At 33.4% G+C, this 18,125-nt stretch carries 21 protein-coding genes; 19 read left to right on the forward strand and 2 right to left on the reverse strand.

Annotated elements, in window-relative coordinates:
• The first annotated feature begins 199 nt into the window (after positions 1 to 199).
• The 6 genes from L1276_RS06790 to L1276_RS06815 all read left to right on the forward strand — a co-directional run bounded on the left by L1276_RS06790 (position 200) and on the right by L1276_RS06815 (position 3,855).
• The gene (locus L1276_RS06790) at positions 200 to 646 is read left to right on the forward strand and encodes a protease complex subunit PrcB family protein (RefSeq protein WP_253786345.1); all 447 of its coding nucleotides are present in this window, start codon (positions 200 to 202) and stop codon (positions 644 to 646) included.
• Positions 647 to 765: 119 nt separating this feature from the next.
• Complete coding sequence (locus tag L1276_RS06795; RefSeq protein WP_253786346.1) at positions 766 to 1,197, forward strand: hypothetical protein; 432 nt, start codon at positions 766 to 768, stop codon at positions 1,195 to 1,197.
• On the forward strand, positions 1,184 to 1,675 hold the full coding sequence (locus L1276_RS06800; protein ID WP_253786347.1) for a hypothetical protein: 492 nt from the start codon (positions 1,184 to 1,186) through the stop codon (positions 1,673 to 1,675). Before L1276_RS06795 ends, L1276_RS06800 begins: the two co-directional genes overlap by 14 nt.
• Before the next feature lie 13 nt (positions 1,676 to 1,688).
• Positions 1,689 to 2,246, forward strand: coding sequence for a YdeI family protein (locus L1276_RS06805; protein WP_253786348.1), 558 nt, complete (start codon positions 1,689 to 1,691; stop codon positions 2,244 to 2,246).
• Between the two features lie 65 nt (positions 2,247 to 2,311).
• Positions 2,312 to 3,214, forward strand: coding sequence for a PhzF family phenazine biosynthesis protein (locus L1276_RS06810; RefSeq protein WP_253786349.1), 903 nt, complete (start codon positions 2,312 to 2,314; stop codon positions 3,212 to 3,214).
• Between the two features lie 83 nt (positions 3,215 to 3,297).
• Positions 3,298 to 3,855 carry a hypothetical protein gene (locus L1276_RS06815; RefSeq protein WP_253786350.1) on the forward strand — a complete coding sequence of 186 codons (558 nt, stop codon included), beginning with the start codon at positions 3,298 to 3,300 and terminating at the stop codon, positions 3,853 to 3,855.
• 82 nt (positions 3,856 to 3,937) lie between these two features.
• Here L1276_RS06815 and L1276_RS06820 read toward each other — a convergent pair whose 3' ends face one another.
• On the reverse strand, positions 3,938 to 4,165 hold the full coding sequence (locus L1276_RS06820; protein WP_041520338.1) for a CDGSH iron-sulfur domain-containing protein: 228 nt from the start codon (positions 4,163 to 4,165) through the stop codon (positions 3,938 to 3,940).
• Between the two features lie 367 nt (positions 4,166 to 4,532).
• Between L1276_RS06820 and metG the strand changes: the two genes are divergently transcribed.
• The 11 genes from metG (at position 4,533) to L1276_RS06875 (ending at position 15,652) form a co-directional block, all read left to right on the forward strand.
• On the forward strand, positions 4,533 to 6,668 hold the full coding sequence (metG, locus tag L1276_RS06825; RefSeq protein ID WP_253786351.1) for a methionine--tRNA ligase: 2,136 nt from the start codon (positions 4,533 to 4,535) through the stop codon (positions 6,666 to 6,668).
• A 354-nt stretch (positions 6,669 to 7,022) separates the two neighbouring features.
• The gene (locus tag L1276_RS06830; RefSeq protein WP_253786352.1) at positions 7,023 to 7,298 is read left to right on the forward strand and encodes a hypothetical protein; all 276 of its coding nucleotides are present in this window, start codon (positions 7,023 to 7,025) and stop codon (positions 7,296 to 7,298) included.
• A gap of 272 nt (positions 7,299 to 7,570) precedes the next feature.
• The gene (locus L1276_RS06835) at positions 7,571 to 8,470 is read left to right on the forward strand and encodes a hypothetical protein (RefSeq protein ID WP_253786353.1); all 900 of its coding nucleotides are present in this window, start codon (positions 7,571 to 7,573) and stop codon (positions 8,468 to 8,470) included.
• 120 nt (positions 8,471 to 8,590) lie between these two features.
• A complete protein-coding gene (locus L1276_RS06840) occupies positions 8,591 to 9,475 on the forward strand; it encodes a DMT family transporter (RefSeq protein ID WP_253786354.1) in 885 nt (294 codons plus the stop codon).
• A gap of 303 nt (positions 9,476 to 9,778) precedes the next feature.
• Entirely contained in the window at positions 9,779 to 10,486 is a 708-nt protein-coding gene (locus tag L1276_RS06845; RefSeq protein ID WP_253786355.1) for an HAD family hydrolase, read from the forward strand.
• A complete protein-coding gene (locus tag L1276_RS06850) occupies positions 10,486 to 11,118 on the forward strand; it encodes a chloramphenicol acetyltransferase (RefSeq protein ID WP_253786356.1) in 633 nt (210 codons plus the stop codon). The genes L1276_RS06845 and L1276_RS06850 overlap by 1 nt, the downstream gene beginning before the upstream one ends.
• A 109-nt stretch (positions 11,119 to 11,227) precedes the next feature.
• On the forward strand, positions 11,228 to 12,358 hold the full coding sequence (locus tag L1276_RS06855; protein WP_253786357.1) for an OmpA family protein: 1,131 nt from the start codon (positions 11,228 to 11,230) through the stop codon (positions 12,356 to 12,358).
• Positions 12,359 to 12,520: 162 nt separating this feature from the next.
• Complete coding sequence (locus L1276_RS06860) at positions 12,521 to 13,990, forward strand: hypothetical protein (RefSeq protein WP_253786358.1); 1,470 nt, start codon at positions 12,521 to 12,523, stop codon at positions 13,988 to 13,990.
• Positions 13,991 to 14,084: 94 nt separating this feature from the next.
• Positions 14,085 to 14,603 carry a ferritin gene (locus L1276_RS06865; protein ID WP_253786359.1) on the forward strand — a complete coding sequence of 173 codons (519 nt, stop codon included), beginning with the start codon at positions 14,085 to 14,087 and terminating at the stop codon, positions 14,601 to 14,603.
• 82 nt (positions 14,604 to 14,685) lie between these two features.
• Positions 14,686 to 14,871, forward strand: a complete 186-nt coding sequence (locus L1276_RS06870; RefSeq protein WP_253786360.1) for a hypothetical protein — start codon at positions 14,686 to 14,688, stop codon at positions 14,869 to 14,871.
• Positions 14,872 to 14,959: 88 nt separating this feature from the next.
• Entirely contained in the window at positions 14,960 to 15,652 is a 693-nt protein-coding gene (locus tag L1276_RS06875; RefSeq protein ID WP_253786361.1) for a DUF2461 domain-containing protein, read from the forward strand.
• An 85-nt stretch (positions 15,653 to 15,737) separates the two neighbouring features.
• On the opposite strand, the gene L1276_RS06880 is transcribed toward L1276_RS06875, so the two are convergent.
• Positions 15,738 to 16,064 carry a single-stranded DNA-binding protein gene (locus tag L1276_RS06880; protein WP_253786362.1) on the reverse strand — a complete coding sequence of 109 codons (327 nt, stop codon included), beginning with the start codon at positions 16,062 to 16,064 and terminating at the stop codon, positions 15,738 to 15,740.
• 176 nt (positions 16,065 to 16,240) lie between these two features.
• On the opposite strand from L1276_RS06880, the gene L1276_RS06885 reads away from it, so the two are divergent.
• Together L1276_RS06885 and L1276_RS06890 are read left to right on the forward strand one after the other, a co-directional pair.
• The gene (locus tag L1276_RS06885; protein ID WP_253786363.1) at positions 16,241 to 17,767 is read left to right on the forward strand and encodes a bifunctional GNAT family N-acetyltransferase/carbon-nitrogen hydrolase family protein; all 1,527 of its coding nucleotides are present in this window, start codon (positions 16,241 to 16,243) and stop codon (positions 17,765 to 17,767) included.
• Positions 17,767 to 18,114, forward strand: a complete 348-nt coding sequence (locus tag L1276_RS06890; protein ID WP_253786364.1) for a hypothetical protein — start codon at positions 17,767 to 17,769, stop codon at positions 18,112 to 18,114. Before L1276_RS06885 ends, L1276_RS06890 begins: the two co-directional genes overlap by 1 nt.
• The last annotated feature ends 11 nt before the right edge of the window (positions 18,115 to 18,125 follow it).

An 18,125-nucleotide genomic window follows, 5' to 3' on the forward strand; every position in this document is an offset into this window, starting at 1 on the left:
ATTGCATTTGCAAATATAAGAAACTGATAACAAGCCAGGAACTCTATAACATAAATTACAAATAAGTAATATCGAGTCAAATATTAATAAAATGTTACCAAACACAAAACTTAATATTGAACTGCGCAACCATCTAAAAAAGTCACATCTGTTTAATAAATAATGTTTTACAATAAATCATAAACTAAAACCAAAATTCATGAAACAGATTCTTATTATTTTTAGTCTTTTATTTGCATTTACAAGCTGCGACAGTGATGAATCAGCACCATCAAAAGTAGATTTTACAGAAGTTTATCAGGGAGATTATTTTAACGGAAATTATAATAATCCAAAAGCAAACCTTGTTATTAATGACCTGACAGAATGGAACAAGTTATTAGTAAAACTGGATCTCAATATCAAGCCCTGGCAAAATAGTATTAGTACTGATATCGATTTTGAAAAATATCAAGTCATCGCAGTTATTGATGAAGTTCGCCCTTATAACGGTTACTCTATTGACATTACCAAAATTACTCAGACTAATGATCAGATATTGGTTAAGGTTGAGCAATTAAAACCCGGAGGAGCTGCAACTGTAAATACACAGCCTTATCATATTGTGACAATTCCTAAAAGCAATAAAAAAGTGGTATTTGAATAAAAGCTGGATTTGCTGATCAAAAAGTAAACTAAGTACGATTTATCTTTCTATTATTTATTATACTTTTATAAATTATAAGAGCAGTACCTAAACTGCTTTTATAATTTATACTATAAAAAATGGAAAACTTAAATACAGCCTTAAAGTTCGTTTTCTTAATTGCTTTAATTATTTTACCGCTGCTTTTATTAAACAAACTGTATAAGCGCGATTTAAAAATGCTCTTCATTTCTTACCTCCTAATATCTGCTGCTATAACATTTGTTTTAGTTTTAATAATGGCGTGGTGGTCTCATTTTTCAATTGAACTTTTACTTTCTCATTATGGCTATGATTCCTATCTTTTAACGGAAACAGAAAGACTTCGAAATGTTTCTGCCCAAAATATAGATCGAGTAAAAACATTAGATTCCAGCAGAATGGGAATTGGATGGCCTTTAAAAGCGATTCTGTTTTATATTTTTTATTCGCCCTATCTCTTGATTGCTTATTTTGGCAGTTATTTTTATAAAAAGTCAAAACTAAACAGACCAATAAATGAAACTTTTTAATTGGTTTAAAACAAAAGAGGTAAATATGGAATTTGAAGAAGCTTTTTCGGATTTAAAAAGAATGGGTAATTTAGTTCCGAGTGCGAAAAGAACATTTGAATTACTGAAAGAATTCAATTCAGAAACAACAGATTTAGAATCGGATAATTTGATTGCTGAATTTCATAAAATACAATACGCCTCTAATACCAACAGTTATTTTTATTTCTATTTTCCAATAGTAAGCCATATTTTGTATTATAAACCAATATACGAAAATGAGCTTTTAAGATATTTAATTGGTCCTAATTTTGCCAACGGAACATCAGAAACTGACGAAATGATTGAAATGATTTTTGGCGCCATGAAATACAAACTCAACGAAAACCAATATTATCTTACCACACAAGGCAAAAATTGGGTTGAAAATGAACTTCCGAAATTACAGAAAGAAGTTAAACGGGAAATTGACGTTTGCTGGAAAGAATTAAATGAATAATAAAACTTAAAAAATGAACCCAGCCTTCTTCTCAAACCAAGAAAAATTCAGAGAATGGTTAGAAAAGCATCACACAAAAGAAACCGAGCTTTTGGTAGGTTTCTATAAAGTGAATAGCAAAAAGCCGTCTATGTCCTGGTCAGAATCTGTAGATCAGGCACTTTGTTTTGGCTGGATTGATGGTGTTCGAAAATCAATTGACGAAGAAAGTTATTCTATTAGGTTTACACCGAGAAAGAAATCGAGTATCTGGAGCGCCATCAACATCAAAAAAGTCGAAGTACTTACCCAAAACGGACTTATGAAAGAAGCCGGATTAAAAGCTTTTAAGTTAAGATCTGAAGAAAAGTCCCGAATTTACTCGCACGAAAAAGAACCTTCTGCTCTCGATCCCGAATTTGAAAAACAATTTAAAGCCAATAGACCAGCCTGGGAATTTTTCGATAAGCAGGCACCATCCTACAAAAAAGTTATGGTTCACTGGATTATGACTGCCAAACAAGAAAAAACAAGACTTTCTAGACTCGAAAAAACAATAAGCATAAGCGCCGAGCAGAAACGAATGTTGTAAAAGCTGTTGCTTTGATATTTTATAAACTGTAACTTTATTCCGTTAAAAGCTAAAAGAAGAAAGTAATGAAAGAAAGGACAGCATTAGAATATTACGTTTTAGATGTATTTTCAAATAAAAGCTACAAAGGAAATCCGCTTTCTGTGGTATTTACCAATGGAAACTTAGATTTAGAAACCTACCATAATATTTCTAAAGAATTTGGCTATTCTGAAACTTCTTTCGTTTACTATTCTTCGGCACAAAAAGCATTAAATGTTCGTTCATTTACTCCAACCGGAATCGAAATCGACGGTGCCGGGCATAATTTACTGGGTGCTGTCTGTGGTGCTTTATTAAAAAGACTGCCTATATTTCAGGAACAGGACAATAACAATCGTTTCGTTATCATGAAACATTCACCAATTCCTTTATCAGTAAGTTTTGATCCCGTTACACAATATCCGGTTGTGCAAATGCATCAAAAACAAGCTGTAATTGGAACCGAAATTCCAACCTATAAATTAGCCGTTGCGCTTGGCTTAAAAATCGAAGATTTAGACAGCAGTGACTTTGTGCCTACAATCGTTAAAACCGAAGTTGCTCATACAATGGTTCCCATTAAAAACAGTAAAATTCTCAACGACTGCGTTCCTGATCATAAACTTCTGATTGAAATTTCGAAAGAATATAAATTTGAAGGCTTTTACTGCTTCACAATTTCTGATCAAAACGAAGGAAACATTGCCGAAACTCGTTTTTTCAATCCAATTATCGGAATATATGAAGATCCGGCCACCGGAACTGCCGCTGGACCGCTTGTAGGTTTTTTAACCCAAAAAAAATACACAAAACTAAATCAGGAATATAAAATCCTGCAAGGTGTTAAACTAAATCATCCCTCAATTATTGAAGTTATGAATCGGGAAAATGATATTTTGGTTGGCGGTTCTTCGATTATTACCATGAAGGGAGAACTTTACCTGTAGAAAGAATAGTATTACAATTATTATTTGTTTATTTACGCTGCCAAAAACAAATTCTATACTAAAAATCAAGCACCTCGCAGCAAATGATTAAAGATATTACTCGTAATAAAATAGACTTAAAATATATTTTAATTGTTCTGATTGCAGTTTTTCTTAGCACTTTATTTCACGAATTAGCACATTGGTGCACAGGAGAACTTCTTGGAAATAAAATGACGGCATCTTTAAATTCTGTAAATTTAATTTCTGGAGAATACAAACACGCATGGAATAGAAACGTTGTTACTGCAGCCGGGCCTTTGTTTACAATTTTACAAGCCATTGTACTTTATTTACTCCTAAATAAATATCCTAAAAGAGAATTGTATCCTTTTTTACTTTTTCCTCTTGCAATGCGGTTTTGGGCTGGATTAGCAAATTTATTAGGCCCAAATGACGAAGGGAGGCTTGGACTTTCTTTTGGCATTGGACTTCTGACTATTTCATTTATCGTTTGTTGTTTTCTTTTCTTTTTGGTTTACAAAAGCTCAAAAAAGCATCATTTTAGTTTGAAGTTTAACCTAATAAGCTTTTTACTGTGTTCTGTTTTCTTGATTGCATTATCGTTTATCAACGAGTATTTTAAAATTAAGCTCATTTAATAACCAAACGAAAAACATATAAAAAAAGCTGCATCCAGAAAATGCAGCTTTTTTTTATATCAAAACCTTGAAAAAGGATTTCTTAGTTTGTTTTCATTGGTGGTAAATCGAATGCAACAGAATCGTGTTCGAAGTTATTTCTGTGTCCACCATCGCAAAATGGTTTGTTTGCAGATAAACCGCAGCGGCAAAGTCCAAGTGCAGATCTTCCTTGCAATCCGTAGACAGTTCCTTCTGAATCCATGATTTCGAATTCACCTTCAATCTTAATTGATCCGTTTTTATTGATGATTAATTTTGTCTTGCTCATAAACTTGTTTTTTGTTTTTTTCGAAGACAAAGATTGCGAAATAAATCTTGAAGATTTTAGCGCCAATGCTAGTTTAAACTGGTTCTATTTTATGGATTTTATACCGCAGAGACTCTTGGAGTTCTTTTTTTGAATCTCGCAAAGTCGCGGAGACGCAAAGATTTGTTTCACGCAGATTGAGCAGATTTAAGTAAAAATCATTTTAATCATCTTAATCTGTGGCTAAAATTAAAAAACTTTGTGTCTTCGCGACTTTGCGAGATTATTTGCCACAACAACAATTTTTTTTGTGAATCTCTGTGAAAACGCTCTGCAATAACAAAATCTCAATTCTATTGCTTATTTTTGCACTCAATAAAATTGAGTTATGACACAGAATCCAAAGAGATATACGATCACGGCGGCATTGCCTTACACCAACGGACCTATTCATATTGGGCATTTGGCGGGGGTTTACGTGCCTGCAGATATATATTCGAGATACTTAAGATTGCAAGGAAAAGATGTAGCATTTATCTGCGGAAGCGATGAACACGGCGTTGCAATTTCGATGAAAGCCAAAAAAGAAGGAATTACACCACAACAAGTTATTGATAAATATGATGGAATTATTCGCAAATCATTTGCTGATTTTGGAATTTCATTCAACAATTATTCAAGAACTTCGGCACAAATTCATCATGAAACGGCTTCTGAATTCTTTAGAACATTGTATGATAAAGGAGATTTTATTGAAGAAGTTACAGAACAATTGTACGATGCAAAAGCAAATCAGTTTTTAGCAGACCGTTTTGTGGTTGGAACTTGTCCAAAATGCGGCAATGATGGAGCTTACGGCGATCAATGTGAAAATTGCGGTTCTACTTTGAACGCAACTGATTTGATCAACCCAAAATCGACAATTACGGGAGAAACTCCAATTTTAAAAGAAACAAAACACTGGTTTTTACCTTTAGATAGATATTCTGATTTCTTAACCAAATGGATTTTAGAAGGTCATAAAAACGATTGGAAACCTAACGTTTACGGACAAGTTAAATCCTGGATCGACGGCGGATTGGAACCTCGTGCCGTAACGCGTGACCTTGATTGGGGAATTGATGTTCCGGTTGAAGGTGCCGAAGGAAAAAAATTATACGTTTGGTTTGATGCGCCAATTGGTTACATTTCTTCTACAAAAGAATGGGCAGCGCGCGAAGGAAAAGACTGGGAACCGTATTGGAAAGATGAAGAAACGAAACTAGTTCACTTTATTGGGAAAGACAATATTGTTTTTCACTGTATCATTTTCCCGGCGATGCTAAAAGCCGAAGGAAGCTACATTTTACCAGACAACGTTCCGGCAAATGAGTTCCTGAATTTGGAAGGAAATAAACTTTCGACTTCTAAAAACTGGGCGGTTTGGTTACACGAATATTTAGAAGAATTTCCAGATAAGCAAGATGTTTTACGTTATGCGTTAACATCAAACGCGCCGGAAACAAAAGATAACGATTTTACATGGAAAGATTTCCAAGCCAGAAATAACAACGAATTGGTTGCCATTTTCGGAAACTTCGTAAATCGTGTTGTGGTTTTAACCAACAAATATTACGAAGGTGTTATTCCAACGCCAAACGAATTTTCAGAAGTTGATGAAGCAACTTTAGCAGAATTAAAAGCGTATCCAGCTGTAATTTCAAGTTCAGTTGAGCGTTACAGATTCCGTGAAGCTCTTGGTGAATTGATGAATGTTGCCCGTTTAGGAAACAAATATCTTGCCGACGAAGAGCCTTGGAAAGTAATGAAAGACAATCCGGAACGTGTAAAGACACAAATGTATGTGGCATTGCAAATTGCTACAGCTTTGAGTGTTTTAGCTGAACCGTTTTTACCTTTTACAGCGGCTAAATTGTCTAAAATCTTGAATTTAGGTGATCTTAAAGAACATTTTGAAGGATTTAGCAAGTTCCTGAAAGAAAATCATCGTGATGCAAAAGACATCATTCTTGATAAAAAATTAGGTTGGAATGATATTTCTGAAAATTCAGATTTAATTCCGGCTGGACATAAAATTGGCGAAGCAGAATTGCTTTTTGCTAAAATAGAAGACGAAGAAATACAAAAACAAATAGATAAATTGGAAGCGACAAAAACCGCAAATATTGCTGAAAACCAAAAAGCAGAACCACAAAAAGAGTTAATTCAGTTTGATGATTTTGCAAAAATGGATATTCGTATCGGAACTATTCTTGAAGCTGAAAAAATGCCAAAAGCAAACAAACTTTTAGTGCTAAAAGTAGATACAGGAATTGATGTTCGTACAATTGTTTCGGGAATTGCAGAGAGTTTTTCGCCAGAAGAAATCATCGGAAAACGTGTTTCTGTATTAGCAAACCTTGCTCCAAGAGCTTTGCGCGGTGTTGAAAGTCAGGGAATGATCTTGATGACAACAAATGCCGAAGGAAAATTGGTTTTTGTAAATCCTGATGCTGATGCGCCGAATGGTGCTACGGTAAACTAAAGATTTTAAAAGATGTGTAATAACACATCTTTTTTTATCTCGTTTATGTTTATTTTGGCTGTCCTGCAAGGTTTCCAAAACCTTGTAGGTTTGAATAAATTGCCATACCTACAAGGTTTTGGAAACCTTGCAGGAAGAAAAAAATAAAATAAAATCCCTACATTTTATTGTTTCTTTCAAAATCATTTTTGTAAGTTTGTTCTGCAAAAATACCAGAAGTAATTCTGAAACTTTATTTAAAGTTAACATAAGCGAACCCTCGCCATGATGGCCCTATGGAAACTCGGGAAATCTATCCTTCTGGGTATTTTTGCACATCTAAAGCGAGGGTTTCGTGCGTTTAATATTTTCGATATGCAAAAAGAAAATGAAAAAACAACAGAAACGGCTGTAATGACAGCAATGGCAAAATTTCTTTCCGAGATTTGGTTTGAGGAAGAAATTAGAGAGCAGCCAGAACACATGTGCGAAATTTTTGAGGCAATTCTGGTTACACAAGTCGGCGATTATATGGATCTTCGCATCAAAATGATTAATTGTATTAGAACAATTAACAAACTGGCAGAAGCACTTGAACCTTTTTCTGACTTGGAAATTAAGAAGGCTTACCAGAAAATGCTCAACACATAATACCACACAAAAACAAATTTAATCCTTTATATTTCTGTAAATTATGCCGTCAGGCACTAAATATTGGTAGAACAAGAAATTTAAAATTCCTTTTGTGCCGGTAGGTACGAAACATAAAAATATCCTGCGTATCTACGGCACGCTAAATCTATGTCAATTCTTTTTTTCCTAACAATATTTAGTGCCTAACGGCATTTTTCATTTTTTACTTTTAATATTCTTTTTAAGCTTTTACTATTAAGAAAAAAGTAAGACATTCGCCAAAAAAAGCAATGCTGAAAATATTTAAATTTTTCCTTCTAATTTCAATATTACAATCCTGTAATTCAAATCAACAAAATCCTGCATTAGTTATAAAAAAACAGGCAACCGTTATTGAGAAGAATAGCGAGTTCGATTTAATGCTAATTAATTTTAAGGAGAATCCTGCCAAACTTTATTCTAAAAACATTTTAAATTCAAACGATGTTTTGTATGATAATGAACGAGACGGCAAATTGACAGACGAAATGCTGCAATATAAAATCACTAACATCATTACTGATGTTATGAACATTACAATTCCAACCAAGAAATTTGGATATCTTTATAAAAGCCCTGAACTAGATAGTATTGCAAAATTTAAAAACATTTATTTCAATTCACTTTCCCTGCTAACTAATATAGACAAGAAGCCAGTAGCATTTTATGCCGAAACAACATTTTCAAAAGAAAATGAAAGAAAAAAAAATCTGGATGAAATAACAAAAAAATTGGGAAACCCAAAATACTCCTATACAATTGGCAATGAATTTGATCGTCGTTCTTACGAATGGGTTTTATCTGATAGAACCATTCAAATTGAAACTTCATTTGGTTTTAGTATGTCGATGGATTCAAACGGAAATAGTAGTAATGGAAAATATTACCCGTTGAGTATATTAATCATTGACAACAAAAATAAAAACGATCTCTATAAAGCACACGAATATGAGTTTCCTGATAAAATATTATTCAAAGGCAAATATCATAGTTATAAAGATTTCCAGTTTGAAAAAAACACTGTTTTTGAAGACAATTTTCTTTTAAACTCTTCCAACGAAACTAACTTAAAAGCCAAATATGGATTGTATGATAATACGCCTGTTGAAGCTGAACAAAAAACTACATCAGAACCTACCGTTAAATTTTAATAATTAAAATTTATCATCAAAAAAGCGTGAACCAATTAACATTTTTAATTGATTCACGCTTTTTGCTTTCAAAGTATTCACTTCTAAAGTATCTTTGAAAAATAATACACGATTAATACAATGAAAATCACAAAACCAAGATTAGCCCTAATCTGCGGTATACTCTGCATTTCAATTTTCCCTATATTGGTTAAATTACGTTTAACGCCAGGATTAATTTCGGCATTTTACCGAATGGCTTTTGCGGTCATTCTGCTTTTGCCGTATGTGTTATTGAGTAAAAACTTTAAACTTCCTAGTTTAAAATTTGCACTTTTAGCGGCACTTTGCGGTATTTTATTTGCTTCAGATGTTGCCGTTTGGAATATTGCCATTCAGGAATCAAGCGCGACTCAGGCTTCACTGCTTACTAATTTATCTCCGGTTTGGGTTGGAGTTGGTTCTTTCCTATTTTTAAAATCAAAACCTGCTGCAAACTTCTGGATTGGAACTGTAGTTTCTCTTTTTGGAATGATAACATTGGTTGGCTTTGAGTTTTTTATTGATTTGAATTTTAATCAGGCCTTTCTGTTTGCCGTTTTATCCGGAATCTTATACTCTATTTATCTTTTGGTAAGCAAGAATGTACTTTCAGAAGTTGATGTTTTGTCGTTTATGACCATTAGTTTAATGGCTTCGAGTATCTATTTGGGAATTTTGTGTTATTCGCTAAACGAACCTTTTACAGGATTTTCAAACACGGGTTGGTTTGTATTAGTTTTACAAGCTGTAATATGCCAATTGTGTGCATGGCTTTCGATTAGTTATGCCACACAGCACATGCGAGCAACCCGAGTTTCATTAAGTTTATTGAGTCAGGCTGTAATTACCTCTATTTTAGCTTGGTTGTTTTTAGAAGAAAAAATAACTTTACAAATGGTTTTCGGCGGAATCGTTTTGCTTTTCGGAATCCGAATTACTTTTTACGATAAAACTATTTCTTTAAAAAGACTGTTTTCTAAATAAATTGGCCCACGGATTTTACGGATTAAACGGGTTTACACGGATTGTTTTTTTAATTTGCTGCTGAAAAGTTCTCACGCAGATTTGGCAGATCAGGCAGATAAAAATCATTTTAATCTTCTTAATCTGTGGCAAAAAAATTAGTTGAAATTAGTGTAATTCGTGGCAAAAAAAGTTTTCACGCAGATTTAGTAGATCAAACAGATAAAAATCATTTTAATCTTTTTAATCTGCGGCAAAAAAATTAGTGCAATTCGTGGCAAAAACCTGAAACAAAAGAAAACCTGAAACAAAAAACAAAACATCATGTTACATAAAAGCAAAATACCAAACTTAAAAGTAATCGCATTTGATGCCGATGATACTTTATTTGTAAACGAGCCTTATTTTCAGGAAACCGAACATAAGTTTTGTTCTTTGATGGAAGATTACCTTTCACATCAAGGCATTTCGCAGGAATTATTCAAAATTGAAATTGCCAATCTTCCTTTATACGGTTACGGAATTAAAGGATATATTCTTTCGATGATCGAAGCCGCGATGAACATTTCAAACAATACAATCCCAATTGAAGTTGTGGGAAAGATAATTCAATACGGAAAAGAACTACTAGAAAAGCCTATTGAACTATTGGACGGAATCGAAGAAGCTTTACAAGCTTTACACGGAAAATACAAATTAGTCGTTGCCACAAAAGGAGATTTGAAAGATCAGCACAGTAAATTACATCGTTCTGGTTTGGGGCATTATTTTCACCATATCGAAGTAATGTCAGACAAACAGGAAATCGATTATCAAAAATTACTGGGTCGTTTAGACATTCAGTCCAATGAGTTTTTAATGATCGGAAATTCATTAAAATCAGATGTACTTCCTGTTTTAGGAATTGGCGGGTATGCAGTTCATATTCCGTTTCACACCACTTGGGAACACGAAAAAATCAATCACAAAGTTGAACACAAACACTTTAGTTCATTTGAAAAAATAACCGAAGTAGTTCATAATTTATTATAATGAAAACACTTTTAGACTTAGAAACCTGGAATCGTAAAGAACATTTTGAACATTTCAGCCGAATGGAAGAACCTTTCTTTGGCGCAACTGTCGAAATTGACTGTACAAAAGCCTATCAAACGGCTAAAGAATTAAAGGCCTCTTTTTTCATTTTCTATTTGCACAAAACCTTAACTGCCGTAAATTCAGTAGAAAATTTTAAATACCGAATTTCAGAAGGCAAAATTTACATACACGATCGTATCGATGCTTCGGCAACAATTGGGCGTGCAGACGGGACTTTCGGATTTTCTTTAATTGAATACAATCCTGATTTTAGAATCTTCGAAAAAAATGCTTTGGCAGAAATCGAACGCATTCAAAACACAACCGGACTTTTTACACGGTCTTTTGATGATGATAACCTGATTCATTTTTCGGCAATTCCATGGTTGAACTTCACTTCGCTCTCACATGCCAGAAGTTACACATTTCCAGACAGCTGTCCTAAAATCTCTTTCGGAAAAATGATCACTTCAGAATCTGGAAAACGCACCATCGCAATGTCAGTACACGTTCACCACGCATTGATGGATGGATTACATTTAGGCCAGTTTGTAGATTGTTTTGAGCAAACCATGAACTCTATATAATGTTAATCTTACAAATTTACCTTATTTTGATACTCTAATAACTTTTAGGGGCTGAGTTGAGCAGTAATAAATTCGTTGGTTTGGGGAAAATTTTAAAACTCAAATTACAATGAAAAAAATTGTTATTACTCTGGCGTTTGCTTTAGGGTTAATTCATGTAAATGCACAAACAGAAGGTTCTGCAAGCACTTATAACAAGTGGTCTGTAGAATTAGCGGGAGGATTAACGAAACCTCAACGACCATTATCTGCAGGTTATACCACTGCAACTCCAAGTCCATGGGTTGGTGATTTAGGTGTTCGTTATATGTTTAACAACAAATTTGGTTTGAAAGCTGATTTTGGATACAACAGTTTTACTGCAAAAAATAACTCTATCGATTTTGATTCAAGATACTATAGAGTAGATTTACAAGCTGTTGCCAATTTAGGCCGTATCATGAACTTTGAAACCTGGACTAACACTTTTGGTTTATTAGGACATGCTGGTTTTGGTTATGCTCAATTAAGAAGCGACAATTTTAAAGGAGCTGATGAAATGGGTAACTTTATTGCTGGTGTAACCGGACAAATAAGATTATCAAACCGAGTAGCTTTAACTGGAGATTTCTCTACTATTTTAAATGCATCTCAAGATCGTACTTTTGATGGTGCATATTTAGATGGTAACAGAGGATTTTCTGGATTAATGTTCAATGGTACTGTTGGCTTAAACATTTACTTAGGTAAAAATACTAAACATGCTGACTGGACTGTAATTTCTGAAAATGTAGATCTTAGAGCTTACGATGAGAAAATTGCTGACCTTGAAAATCAAATCAAAAACATTCCTTCTAAACAAGTTATCGTAGAAAAACCAATTAACAACACTGTAGTAAACAACGATAAAGATGTTGTAAAAGAATTGATAAACGATAAATATTACAGCGTTTATTTTGATTTCAACAAAGCAACTCCAATCGAAAATTCAACTGCGGCAATCGATGTGGTTTTAACTTACTTAAGAAAAAACCCTTCTGCATCTCTTGACATTATTGGTTATGCTGACCAAGTTGGAAAAGCAGAGTACAATGAAAAACTTTCAAATCACAGAGCAGAGAATGTAAAAACAATCTTTGAAAAAGCCGGAATCGCATCTTCAAGATTAAATGTTATTCCTGCTGGTGCAGACACTTCAATACAAAAAGATTCAGAAGAAGCTAGAAGATTAGCAAGAAGAGTTACTTTTAAAGTAAAATAATTCTTTTCAAGATTTAAAAATCAAGTCCTTAAGAAATTTCTTAAGGACTTTTTTATTTCCCTCAATTTAAAATCAGCCTTCTAATAACATGATTCAATTCTATTATACTTAGATACAGTTTATTTCGCTAAATTTGGAATGATATTTGACGCCTGAAAATTCATGAAAAAACTATTATTTATCTCTCTTTTGTTCTCGAAATCAATACTAATGGGTCAAACTGTATTGAACTCGTTTCCATTAACTTTAGATGCCTCTTCAGAAAATATCCAAACACTGAATGTAGAAGATGTAAAAACAAATGATATTTATGTTTTTGCAGCAGATGATAAAAACATCAATATTTCAAAATACAACAAATCCTTATTTCTTACCAGTCGATTTACTGATTCTATAAGAACGCCGTTAAATAAATCTTTAAACGGCTACAGCATCAGCGAAGATGGAAATCCGTTATTGTATTGGGGTTCTCAAGATGCAAAAAATCTTAAAATCGTAAAATATTTTCTGGACTTAAAAACGGCCCGAATATTAAACTTTGATTTTCCCGAAAACAATGAATACATCATAACCAGTTTTCAGAAAAACAATGTGTTTTATATGCTTGGAAAAGAAAAAGGCCAAAAGCATCTTCTTTTATATGAATTTCAAAATGGAAAATGCGAAATAAAAATGTTCGATCTTTCCAATTTTAACTTTTTAACCGAAAAAGGACAAGCTTTTTCATTCAGCTTATTAATTAGAAGTTATCCTATTCAAAAGATAGAATCTGATAATTTCAATTCTTTAGATAAAACTTCAAGCATCAATAAAATGTATGTCCTTGAAGATCATATCATTTTGACATTTGACTATAACACTCAAAAAACACAAGTTCTTGATCTTAACCTGCAAACTCTTGAAGTAAAAGAGAAAACATTTAGCCAGCCCGATTCAAAAAAGACCGCTAAAAGTTCTAATTCGTTTTACACTGATGGAAAATTATTTCAGATCAAAGCTAACAATGATGAGTTTTTGTATGATATAAAAGATTTTGATTCAGGACAAATCTTAAAAAGTATTTCGGTTTCAAAAAATGATACCATCCGTTTTAAAAATTCTCCGCTGCTCGTTCAGGCCAATAATAAAAAACCTCAAGAAGTAAAAACTACTGCTAAATTTCTTAAACATTTGTCTGATTTAAGCGTTGGTGTTTCGGTTTTTAAACAAAACAATAAAAACTATGTAACCTTTGGAGGTTTTGTAGAATATGTTTTTACCAATTATAACAGTATGGATGATATCCTTGGTGAATTTGGCATCGGTGCAAGGCCTTCTTATGATATTCAAAATAAAATGGCATTTTTCGATTCAACATTTGATTCTAATTTTGATTTCGTAAGCACTAAACAATCAGAACCTCTCGCAATTGATAATATTTATTATTATCTGAGTACAAACAAAAATGCTTCACTGCAAAATATTCTGAAACTGAAGGATTATTACATTTTAAGCTATTATGACAATGCTTTAAAACAGTTTATACTTCGTAAATTTACAGATGGTTTTATTAGAGAAGACAACGGAAATCCTATTATGAACAAGTCTGTATTCTCCAGACCGGCCTCTTTTGGCGTTATAAAAACTCGTTAATTTTAATGAGGATTAATCCAAATGTGTAATGTTTTCGCGGATTCCAAAAAATGGTTTGAATTATTTTTTCTAATTTTACAAAAAAGACATCATTATGCTATCAAAAAATATTGAATCGGCTTTAAATAAGCAAATCCGCATAGAAGCAGAATCTTCGCAAACTTATCTTTCTATGGCTTGTTGGGCTGAAGTACACGGATTAGAGGGAATTGCTCAATTTATGTACACACAGTCTGACGAAGAGCGTGCACATATGCTTAAATTGGTTAAGTATGTGAACGAACGCGGAGGACACGCTCAGATTACAGATCTAAAAGCACCTAAAATGACCTATTCTACTTTTAAAGAAATGTTTGAGGAGCTTTACAATCATGAAATTTTTGTTTCACAATCTATCAACGAATTGGTACACATAACTTTTGAAGAAAAAGATTATGCAACACATAATTTCCTACAATGGTATGTTTCTGAACAAATTGAAGAAGAAGCTACAGCCAAATCTATTTTGGATAAAATCAATTTGATTGGTGAAGACAAAGGCGGACTTTATTTGTTTGACCGTGATATTCAGCAATTAACCGTTACCAGCTCAATCGCTATCAATCCAAAATAAAAAAGTTAAAGTTTATTTAGAACGCTTAAAAATAACTTTTTTCTTTTATATTTGTCTCTGTTTTTACTAATACAGAGGAATTTTGAGCAAGAAAGAAAAAGACAAAGACAAGAAAAAGGACAAAAAGAAAAAGAAGAATAAAGAAGTCCTTGATAAAATCAAGAAGATTGAAAACTGTAAATCTTCTTGTTGTGAGAAATATAAAAAGAGCGAAAAGAAACGCTGCTCACGTTGTCCTATGTTTGATTTATTCAAAAAAACGGCTTAACAATATATAGAAAACCCACCAAGAAATCTGGTGGGTTTTTAATTTTACTTACATTCGTCTTACATTTTAAAAACGTCTTAATCTTATTATGAAAAACAGCGTTGTTATACCCCAATCAAGTCTTGATTTTTTGCTTCAGCTTAAAGAAAACAATAATAAACCTTGGTTTGATGAGCATAAACCAGAATATTTAATTGAATTAGAACATATTCAAAACTTTGCAGATGCTTTGCTCAAAGAACTTTCCAAAACGGATGTTCTGGAAACACAATCGGGAAAAAAAAGTGTTTATAGAATTTACCGCGACATTCGTTTTGCTAAAGACAAAACTCCTTTTAAAACGTATTGGGGCGGAAGTTATACGCGGGCAACCTCTGCCAGACGAGGCGGCTATTATTTTCATCTTGAAAAAGGAAACAGCTTTTTTGCTGGCGGCTTTTGGGGTCCAAATGCTGCCGATTTAAAACGAATTAGAAGTGAGTTTGCACACGATCCTGAATCGTTTAGAGAAATATTAAATTCCAAAACTTTCAAAAATACTTTTGGAGTTCTTCAGGGCGAACAGCTTAAAACCTCACCCAAAGGTTTTGATGCAGATCACGAAGCTATTGATTTACTTCGTTTCAAACAGTTTTTAATCATCAAACGTTTTACAGATGATGAAGTATTGAGCCCTCAATTTCTGGAACAAGCTTTAGAAACATTCCAAAACATGAGACCGTTTTTCGATTATATGAGCGAAGTGCTTTCAACTGATATAAACGGCGCTTCGGTTTTATAAAATATTTCAACGCAAAAGTTAAACCCGACATGTTTTTAAAACCTGTCGGGTTTGTTTCTTTACGCGGCGTTTAATCAAAGAGTATTTACAGCAATAAAATCTCGTTTACAACAACTTCGGTTATATACTTTTTTTCTCCGTTTTTGTCATCGTAACTTCTGTGAGTTAACTTCCCCTCTATCGCAACCTCTTTTCCTTTTACTACAAATTTTTCGATTATTTCAGCCGTTTTGCCCCACGCAGTAACTCGGTGCCATTCCGTCTGCTCTACTTTATCGCCTTTGTCGTTTCTGTAAATTTCGTTTGTTGCAATTGTTAAGTGTGCCAGCTTTTTACCGCTTTCTAATGTTTTAACTTCTGGATCGTTTCCTACGTTACCAATTAATTGTACTCTGTTTTTCATTGCATTCATGGCGTATACTATTTAAATGTTCATATAAAAATTCGTTGATCAAATTCAACAGTGCAAAAATGCGATTGGTTTTGTAAAATATTCGGCTGCAAACTATTTACTTTCGGTTGTAATTATTTGTAAGCGTTTGTAAATGGAATTTATTTTTGCTATATTTGAGATAAATCGTACAATATATGCAGACAGAAATTAAAAAAGTTGAGTTACGAAACCTTGCGTTTGAAGATTACAAACAATTGAAAAATTCAATGGTTGAATCGTATCCAGAAATGGCAAACTCTTACTGGAGATCTAATGATATAAAAAAATTACTTTCAATATTTCCCGAAGGACAATTGGTAATATTAGTCGACGACGTAGTTGTGGGATCGGCATTATCACTAATTGTTGATGAAAAACTGGTTGATAAAAGACACAATTATCGTCAGATTATTGGTGATTATTCTTTTTCCACTCATAATCCAGATGGTGAAATTTTATATGGAATTGATGTTTTCATTCATCCCAATTACCGCGGACTTCGTTTAGGCCGACGTCTTTATGATGCCAGAAAAGAACTTTGTGAACAACTGAACTTAAAAGCGATTGTTTTTGCAGGAAGAATTCCCAATTACAATCAATATTCAAAAAAACTTTCGCCAAGAAATTATATTGAAAAAGTAAAAGACAAGGAACTTCATGATCCGGTTCTTTCTTTTCAATTGAGCAATGATTTTCACGTATTGCGCATCATCAAAAATTATTTGGAAGGCGACGAAGAATCAAAAGAATTTGCGGTTCTTTTAGAATGGAACAATGTCTATTATGATGAAAGCCCGAAGTTGATTAATTCTGAAAAAAGTATCATTCGCTTAGGATTAATTCAATGGCAGATGCGTCAGCTTAATAATGTTGAAGCCTTGTTTGAACAGGCCGAATTTTTTATTGATGTCGTTTCCGGATACGGATGTGATTTTGCACTTTTCCCGGAACTTTTCACTGCACCTTTAATGGCCGATTTTAATCATTTATCCGAAGCCGAAGCGATTCGGGAACTGGCTCGACATTCAGAACCCATCAGAAAACGTTTTCAGGAATTTGCTATTTCATACAACATCAATATTATAACCGGAAGTATGCCGCATCTCGAAAACGGTATTTTGTATAATGTTGGTTTTTTATGCAAAAGAGACGGAACTTCTGAAATGTATTATAAAATTCATATCACACCAAATGAAGTGCATCATTGGGGAATGAAAGGCGGATCTGAATTTAAAACTTATGATACGGACTGTGGTAAAATTGGAATTTTAATTTGTTATGATGTCGAATTCCCTGAGCTCTCAAGATTATTGGCCGATGAAGGAATGAATATCTTATTTGTTCCGTTCCTGACTGATACTCAAAATGCCTACACTCGTGTAAAACACTGTTCTCAGGCGCGCGCGATCGAAAACGAGTGTTATGTTGCCATTGCCGGCTGCGTTGGAAATCTCCCAAAAGTTAACAATATGGATATTCAATATGCTCAGGCTTCAGTTTTTACGCCTTCTGATTTTGCTTTTCCAAGTAATGGAATTAAAGCGGAAGCTACTCCAAATACAGAAATGACATTGATTGTGGATGTTGATTTAAATTTATTGAAAAACCTTCATGAACATGGAAGTGTTCGAATTCTAAAAGACAGAAGGACAGATTTGTATGAAATCAAAAAGACAAAATAATGAGAACGTGTCTTGAATGCGCTGAAAAACTTGTAGGCAGAGAAGATAAAAAGTTTTGTTCGGATAGTTGCCGCAATGCCTACAATAACAAAATAAACAAAGACAGCAACAATTATATGCGGAATGTAAATAATAAGCTACGAAAAAATTATCGCATTTTATCGGAGCTGAATGTTGATGGAAAATCAAAAGCAACGAGGGACAAAATGATTAACAAAGGCTTTGATTTTGATTTCTTTACTAATATCTTGCAGACCAAAACAGGCAATACCTACTATTTCCTGTACGACCAAGGATACAGGTCTTTGGACAATGATTATTATATGCTTGTTAAAAAAGAAATTTAGATGTATTTACC

Source organism: Flavobacterium sp. HSC-32F16, from assembly GCF_024171645.1.
In the GTDB taxonomy this organism is placed as follows: Bacteria; Bacteroidota; Bacteroidia; order Flavobacteriales; family Flavobacteriaceae; genus Flavobacterium.